We start from the raw sequence: 6414 nt of genomic DNA, 5'->3' as shown, positions 1-6414 counted from the left end.
CGGGCGCCCCACACCTCCCCCCCCCCGCCCGCCCGCCCCCCGGGCGCGGGCGCGGCCGCGGCGCGCGCCCCCCCCCCAATACCTGCCGCGCCCCCCGGCCCCGGGGGCGGGGGGTGCCGCCCCCGGGGACCGCAGAGGCGACGATTGCCTCGCTCACGTCGTCACTTCACCGCGACCTGCGAGACGTCCAGAACACCGGTCCAGTCGCTGATGACGATGTTCTTGGCGTCCTTGCCGTACAGACGCTTGTAGACGGGGTGGAACAGCGGCACGGTCAGGGCCTGCTCGCCGATCTTCTTGTCCAGCGCGCCCCACCGCTTGGCGGCCGCGTCAAGATCCGTCAACTTGTTGATCGCGTCAATCTCGGCATTGACCGACTTGTCGTTCAGCAGGCCGGTGTTGAAGTTCGCGCCGTCCTTGACGATCTGCCGGCCGTCGAAGATCGGGGCGAGGAAAGGACCGCCGGAGGGCCAGTCGGCACCCCAGTGGGCGAGGAAGAAGCCTGGCTCGGTCTTCACGTTGTGGATCTTGTCCCGGTAGTCGTTGTCCTCCAGGCCCTGGAGCCTGACCGTGATGCCGGCCTTCTTCAGCGCGTCCTGGACGGCGGTGGCGATCTCCGGGCTGGTCTCGAAGTCCTTGGCGTTGGAGTGCGTGAGCGTGACGGTGAGCCCGTTCTTGTAACCGGCCTCCTTCAGCAGTTCCTTGGCCTTGTCCGGATTGCCGGTCCGGCCCGCCGGGAAGAGGTCGTAGGGCTCGTAGCCGAAGGACTTCTGGTCGGGCAGGTAGGTGGTCGCGGCCTCGGCCAGCGCGGAGCCGCCCGCCGCGTTGATCACGGACGACCGGTCGATGGCGTACGAGATCGCCTGCCGCACCTTGACGTTGTTGAACGGCTTGACCGTCGGGTTGAACGCGATGTAGTTCGTGTAGCCGAAGCGGCCGGTGCCGACGCGTGCCGCCAGTTCCCTGTCGCCCGTCACCTTGGCGAGTTCGGCAGGACCGAGGTTGGTGTCCGTGGTGACCGCGGCCGCGTCCGCCCCTTGGGACGCGGAGAGCCGCTGGTTGATCACGGAGGAGTCGAGCCCGGAGCGCACGTCGATCCTGTCCGGGTAGGCCCTGCGCTCGGAGTCCACGGCCGTCGACCAGTGGGTGTTGCGCTCCAGGACGAGGCGCTCGCCGTCGTTCTCGTTCCTGACGACCTTGTACGGCCCGGACGAGACCGGGTGCTCCTCGTACTTGCTGCCCTTGTCCTTGCTCTTCGGGACAGGCGTGAACTGCGTCTGCGTGGCCAGGTACGGGAACTCGCCCTCGGGCTTGTTCAGATGGAAGACGATGGTCCGGTCGTCGGGCGTCTCGATCGCCGACAGGTCCTTCTTGTCCTTGTACGGTCCCTGGTAGTCGGCCGCGCCGACCAGCCAGTCGCGCAGATAGGGGGCGCCGCCGGAGAGTTCGGGGGCGAAGGAGCGCTCGATGCCGTACTTGATGTCGGCCGAGGTGATCGGGGTGCCGTCCTCGTACTTGAGGCCCTTCTTCAGGGTGTACGTCCACACGGTCGCGTCCTTGTTCGGGCGCCCGGTGTCGGTGGCGAGGTCGGGGACGACCTCGGCGCCGGCCGCGCCGTTCTCACGGTTGCGGGTGGTGAGCGTGCGGAAGACGAGGGACGGGACGTTGCCGCCGCCGGAGGTGTAGAGGCGGGCGGGGTCGAAGTCCTGCTGCGGGTTGGAGTTCAGGACCGTGAGCGTGCCGCCCTTGTGCGGCGCGGAGTCGCCAGTGGAGCCCTTGGCATCGTTGTCCTTCGGCCCGCAGGCGGCGGCGCCCGCGGCCACGACCAGGCTGACGGATGCCGCTGCCACGCGGCGCGCTATGACGGACGGTTGACGCATCGGAATGACGACCTCTCGGATGGCATGTCGAGAATTTCTCGCATGGTGAGACAAATGGACGAAGGGTGAGACGAACGCGAACAGACGTCTGCCCGGCGCCGGGTCGTCGAAAAAATCCGTGCCATCGGCACGGTCACGGAGAAGGTGATGAAGGTCGCGACGCGAACGCCAGGGGCGGGTGTCAGCGACAGTCGATGTCGGCCACGCAGAGCGCGGTCACGCCGATGAGCGCCAGCTCGATGGCGGCGCTGTTCGTGACGGCATGACTAGACCACATGCCGAGAAATATGAACGAACATTCTGCTCATGTCAACGTGGCCCCAAGGCGTCCGTCAACTCCCGGGATAGGGCCAGGGGTTGGGCAGACAGTGGATTCCGTCGTGGTCGAGGAACTTGGTCTGCTGCTGCATGACCGGGGCCAGCGCGCCGTCCTTGTCGCAGCTGACGTGGCCGTAGCCCAGCCGGTGACCGACCTCGTGGTTGATGAGCATCTGCCGGTAGGCGTGGATCTCGTCCCCGTACGTCTTGCTGCCCTGCGCCCATCGATACGCGTTGATCATCACGCGCTCGGTGGAGGCGGAGTCGCACGACACGTTGTCCTCCGTGGTGTCGAGACCCGACTTGGCGCACCATGCCCCGGTGGTGCCGGGGCTGGCGAGAGTGATCACGAAGTCGGGCTTGCCGGAGGAGACGCGCTCGAAGGTACGGGCGCCGCCGTGGGCCCAGCTGCGCCTGTCGTTGAGCGTCTTCTGCACGGCCTGGGCGAAGAGTTCTCCGTCGAGGCCGAGCCCCTGCTCCACGTCCACGCGGTAGGTGTACTTCTTCCCCTTGCCCGGCGCCTTGTCGGCGCCGGGGACCGCGGCGAACTTCCCCGAGGCCTTGAGCGTGGCACTGAGCGGGTACTTCTTGTCCATCTTCTGCTCGTACGTCAGCGTCGCCGCGCCCGGCCCGGCGGACGGGGTCGTCCGGCCGCCGCCGCGCGAGGTGGAGTCGTGATCGGTGCGCGCCTGGTCCTTGGCCGACTGCGACCGCACGTCGGTGCCGTCATGTCTGTCCGCGACCTGGCCGGCCACGATCACCGCGAGCACGGTGGTGACAGCGGCGGCGGCGATACCGGTGAACGCCCGGCCCTTGGTGCTCTTCGTCTGCGCGGACGGGCCTGTCGGAGGCGCGTCGTCGTCCGTGTCGGCGAGCGGGCTGCAGGGCTCCGACTCCGTGCGCTGGGCCCCGATACCGGCTCCGGACCGGGGCGCGAAGATGTCGTCGGCCTGCTCGAAGGCGTCGAGGTAGTCCTGCCGGGGTCCACCCGGCATCGCCTTCCGCTGCCGCGGTATGGCCGCACCGGGCCCCGCGACGCCGACCCCGGGCGGAACACCGCGCCCCGCACCGGTCCGCCCCTCCAACTCGCCCCAGCCACCGCCGGGTTCACGCTGCTCGGGGTGACCGCCGCGGGCCTGGGGGACGCCGTGGGCGGGGGTGCCGTCCGGAAAACGCGGCACCCCGCGCGCGGGCGTGCTGCCGGGGATCCGGGGCATCCCCTGAGCGGGTGCGCCGTCGGGCATACGCGGGACACCTTGGGCGGGCGTCCCGTCCGTGAAACGCGGCACGCCATGGGCGGGCGTGCCGTCCGGAAAACGCGGCACCCCGCGCGCGGGCGTACCGCCGCCCGGACCGCCCGCGTGCCCTGTGGCACCGGCGTTCCCTGTGGCACCGGTGTTCCCTGGGGCACCGGCGTTCCCTGGGGCCTCCGCAGGCCCCCGCGTCCGCCGTGCCCCTCGTTTGGCGCCTATGTCCGCGGCATCTCCCTTGGGCGCGGGCCCGCGGCGGCTGTGGCGTCCCACGTCGGTCCTCAGCTCCCCATACCCGGGCCGGCGGCATCGAGGCCACCGGGACCGCCGTCGATCGAAACCCGCGACTCCCCCAGATCCGCGAGGAGTTCACGGAAGGCCGCGGCCACCGTCTCCGGGTACTCCATCATCGCCACGTGCCCGGCGTCGGGCAGGGAGAGCAGGCGGGAGTCACGGAAGGAGCGGGCCGCCTTCTGGGCCATGCGGTAGCCGACGAGCTGGTCGCGGCCGCCGTAGATCAGGAGGGTCGGAGCCAGGACGCGCTCGGCCTGACGCCACAGACCGTGCTGCCCGCCGAGCGTGTACGCGTTCACCAGCCCGCGCGCGGACCGTGTCATCGCGTCCCAGAAGTACGGCAGCCGGAGCCGCCGCTCCAACTCCTCCACGGCATGCCCGAACGCCTCGGGCGTCACCCGCGCGGGATCGCCGTAGCAGAGCGCCATGACCCCCCGGACCCGCTGTTCGGCCGTCCACTCCCTGGTCATACGGGTGAACAAAGCGGCCACGCCGGGCACCCCCAGCAGCCCCGTCGGCACCGCGGTCCGCTGCACGCGCAGCTCCGGCAGCGCGGGCGAGACGAGCGTGAGCGTACGGACGAGATCGGGGCGGACGGCGGAGACCCGCGTGGCGACCGCGCCGCCCAGCGAGTTCCCGAAGAGATGGACCGGGCCGCGCCCGGCCGCGTCGAGATAGCGGATCACCGCGCGCGCGTGCCCCGTAACGGAGTAGTCGCCGTCGTCCGGCGGCGGGGAGTCGCCGAAGCCCGGCAGGTCGACCGCCTCGCCGTCGACGACGCCGTCGAGCCGCTCCATGAGCGACGACCAGTTCTGCGAGGAACCGCCGAGGCCGTGGACGTACAGCGCGGGCGGCAGCCCCTCGCGCGCGGATGGTCTCGACCGGATCGACAGCGTGCCGCCCGGGAGGACCACCGGACCGAGCCGCTCGCCTTCGGCGACCCTGACGGGCGCCACCTTCGGGAGCGCGCTGGCGACCGTCACGGACGGCAACTCGGTCGAAGACATGCGGCAATGTTACGAGACGATCACGCAGTGATTCGTGTGTTCGCCGTCACAGAACGACCGCGAATCGCATAGCGTCCGAATCGGGTGTCTCCTAGGCTCGTACAGAGGGCACCCGCTTATAGCCCCTGTTTCTCACAGGGACGTTCGACGGAAGGGAGCCCGCCATGACCCTGGACCCCACCGACCCCGACACCTTCGTGGAACCCGCGGCGAACGAGGTGCCGCAGTTCGACGTCGAGGCACCCGAGAACGACGCGGCCGAGCAGCTCGCGGACGTCGCGCCGGACGGGGACGACCCCCTCGAGAACGTCGACCCCGCCAACGCGAACGAGGCCGATCTCGTGGAGCAGGCACGTGTCGTCACCCTCGACGAGGACGACTACCGCTGACCGCGGAGGAGGACACAGGGAGTGACCTGCCTCGTTTGATGCCCTATGAAGGGCTTTCGCCGCTGTCCGCTACGTGAAATTCTGCGCTCGCACCGCGCACACCACAGTTACCGAAAAGTACGATGGCCGCGCGGCGCACACCGCATGTGGACGACATTGGGAGGCGGCGTGACAGCCATCGAGCAGACAGAGGCGGCACGCCCGCGGGGCACGCGCCTGCCGCGCCGTGCCCGACGGAACCAGCTGCTGGGCGCCGCCCAGGAAGTCTTCGTGGCGCAGGGCTACCACGCGGCGGCGATGGACGACATCGCCGAGCGCGCCGGTGTCAGCAAGCCGGTGCTCTACCAGCACTTCCCGGGCAAGCTCGACCTCTACCTGGCCCTGCTGGACCAGCATTGCGACGCCCTGATCCAGGCCGTCCGCAACGCGCTCGCGTCGACGACCGACAACAAGCAGCGCGTGCGGGCGACGATGGACGCCTACTTCGCGTACGTCGAGGACGACGGTGGCGCGTTCCGTCTGGTCTTCGAGTCCGACCTGACGAACGAGCCCGCGGTGCGCGAGCGCGTCGACAAGGTCACCAACGACTGCGCCGAGGCGATCTGCGACGTCATCGCCGAGGACACCGGTCTGTCGCGCGCCGAGTCGATGCTGCTGGCCTCGGGCCTCGGTGGCCTCGCCCAGGTGGTGGCGCGTTCCTGGCTGCACAGCGACCGCACCGTCCCGCGGGACCAGGCGGTGCAGCTGCTGACCTCGCTGGCCTGGCGGGGCATCGCCGGCTTCCCGCTGCACGGCACCGAGCAGAACCACTGACGGTGCTGGCCGAGAGCGACCGGCCGGATCGATCCCGGCCGGTGTTCGCTCCTGGCGTTCTCGCCCGAAGCGTGTACATCCCCTCACCGGGCTAATGTGTGCTGGGTACGGCGCGGAAGGTCGCGCACTTCACTGACCGTCGGAGGGACATAGCCGTGGAGGTCAAGATCGGCGTGCAGCACGCGCCCCGCGAGATCGTTCTGGAGAGCGGTCAGAGCGCGGAGGAGATCGAGCGCGCGGTGGGCGACGCGCTGGCCGGAAAGTCGCAGCTGCTGAGCCTCGAGGACGAGAAGGGCCGCAAGGTGCTGGTCCCGGCCGACCGCGTGGCGTACGTCGAGCTCGGCGAGCCGACCACCCGCAAGGTGGGCTTCAGCGCGCTGTAGTGACAGCCGACGGATGGGGGCCGGGGGGGCTGGGGGCCCCGCGGCCCCGCCGCCACGGACCGGGGGTGGGAGGTTAAAAA

The 6414-nt window shown here is 70.2% G+C and carries 7 protein-coding genes; 3 read left to right on the top strand and 4 right to left on the bottom strand.

Annotated elements, in window-relative coordinates; translation table 11 throughout:
* Positions 1-161: 161 nt before the first annotated feature.
* The 4 genes from ACFW2E_RS31560 to ACFW2E_RS31545 form a co-directional block, all read right to left on the bottom strand.
* Complete coding sequence (locus ACFW2E_RS31560) at positions 162-1880, bottom strand: ABC transporter substrate-binding protein (protein WP_384470634.1); 1719 nt, start codon at positions 1878-1880, stop codon at positions 162-164.
* A 181-nt stretch (positions 1881-2061) separates the two neighbouring features.
* Positions 2062-2157 (bottom strand): Ms4533A family Cys-rich leader peptide, encoded by a 96-nt coding sequence (locus ACFW2E_RS31555; RefSeq protein ID WP_384470631.1) that lies wholly within the window; start codon positions 2155-2157, stop codon positions 2062-2064.
* 55 nt (positions 2158-2212) lie between these two features.
* Entirely contained in the window at positions 2213-3721 is a 1509-nt protein-coding gene (locus tag ACFW2E_RS31550) for a DUF3152 domain-containing protein (protein ID WP_384470628.1), read from the bottom strand.
* A gap of 8 nt (positions 3722-3729) precedes the next feature.
* The gene (locus ACFW2E_RS31545; protein ID WP_384470625.1) at positions 3730-4749 is read right to left on the bottom strand and encodes an alpha/beta fold hydrolase; all 1020 of its coding nucleotides are present in this window, start codon (positions 4747-4749) and stop codon (positions 3730-3732) included.
* Between the two features lie 164 nt (positions 4750-4913).
* Between ACFW2E_RS31545 and ACFW2E_RS31540 the strand changes: the two genes are divergently transcribed.
* The 3 genes from ACFW2E_RS31540 to ACFW2E_RS31530 all read left to right on the top strand — a co-directional run bounded on the left by ACFW2E_RS31540 (position 4914) and on the right by ACFW2E_RS31530 (position 6334).
* A complete protein-coding gene (locus tag ACFW2E_RS31540) occupies positions 4914-5138 on the top strand; it encodes a hypothetical protein (RefSeq protein ID WP_384470622.1) in 225 nt (74 codons plus the stop codon).
* Between the two features lie 168 nt (positions 5139-5306).
* On the top strand, positions 5307-5951 hold the full coding sequence (locus tag ACFW2E_RS31535) for a TetR/AcrR family transcriptional regulator (RefSeq protein WP_384470619.1): 645 nt from the start codon (positions 5307-5309) through the stop codon (positions 5949-5951).
* Positions 5952-6106: 155 nt separating this feature from the next.
* On the top strand, positions 6107-6334 hold the full coding sequence (locus ACFW2E_RS31530; protein WP_384470617.1) for a DUF3107 domain-containing protein: 228 nt from the start codon (positions 6107-6109) through the stop codon (positions 6332-6334).
* The last annotated feature ends 80 nt before the right edge of the window (positions 6335-6414 follow it).

This window comes from Streptomyces sp. NPDC058964 (assembly GCF_042741275.1).
Classification (GTDB): Bacteria; Actinomycetota; Actinomycetes; order Streptomycetales; family Streptomycetaceae; genus Streptomyces.
Note: the sequence above shows the minus strand (reverse complement) of the source record. Positions and strands in the feature narration are given on the sequence as shown.

Bases quoted from the DNA above. Each gene is read 5' to 3' on its own strand.
- ACFW2E_RS31545 (WP_384470625.1), bottom strand. From the start codon at position 4,749: ATGTCTTCGACCGAGTTGCCGTCCGTGACGGTCGCCAGCGCGCTCCCG.
- ACFW2E_RS31555 (WP_384470631.1), bottom strand. From the start codon at position 2,157: ATGTGGTCTAGTCATGCCGTCACGAACAGCGCCGCCATCGAGCTGGCG.
- ACFW2E_RS31540 (WP_384470622.1), top strand. From the start codon at position 4,914: ATGACCCTGGACCCCACCGACCCCGACACCTTCGTGGAACCCGCGGCG.
- ACFW2E_RS31560 (WP_384470634.1), bottom strand. From the start codon at position 1,880: ATGCGTCAACCGTCCGTCATAGCGCGCCGCGTGGCAGCGGCATCCGTC.